Source organism: Psychrobacter faecalis (assembly GCF_016107575.1).
GTDB lineage: Bacteria > Pseudomonadota > Gammaproteobacteria > Pseudomonadales > Moraxellaceae > Psychrobacter > Psychrobacter faecalis.
Genome location: NZ_JABAST010000094.1, coordinates 1 through 569 on the forward strand (window position 1 = coordinate 1; position 569 = coordinate 569).

A 569-nucleotide genomic window follows, 5' to 3' on the forward strand; every position below is an offset into this window, starting at 1 on the left:
CTTTGTTTGTTTTTAGCCCGCTGAGCAATGCCTAGTTTTTTAGCGTATTGCTGGGTGACTTTGGTTTTTAGTACCTCACCATTACTTGTCGTTGCTGAGTCCCTGCAGCCTAAATCAATACCAGTTTCTCCTGTACCGCACTCAATTTTTGGGTACTCTTTAACGGTGATGCAGGCATACCAGTGGCCGCGACTGTCTTGTACAAGCTCACAGGTGTTGATGGTGTAGAGTGCTAGATTATAGCTATCCCACACGTCGATGGTCAGCTTCTTGCCTTTAGCCAGGCTAAATTGAATGGTGGATTTAAGACTTTTCTTTCCTGATTTTTTGACACCTACGTATTTGATTGCTGCTTTTTTAAAAGGAATCCAACCAAGTGATTTACGCTTAGATTTTGGGTTATTGGTTCGCCAGTTTAGTTTGGCTTTTTTGAATTGCTTGCGAGATTTAGTATGGGTTTCGGTGATGGCTTGTAAGGTTTGGCTGTGCAGGTTTAGCAGCTCGCCACTACCTTTTACATAAGCCGCAATATCATAAGCTGAAAAGAAATGATTGGTGCGTTGAAGATG

1 pseudogene is annotated in these 569 nt (G+C 42.5%); it reads right to left on the reverse strand.

What is annotated here, in order from left to right:
* A pseudogene (locus JFC07_RS13070) lies at positions 1-569 on the reverse strand (RNA-guided endonuclease InsQ/TnpB family protein); the annotation flags it as partial.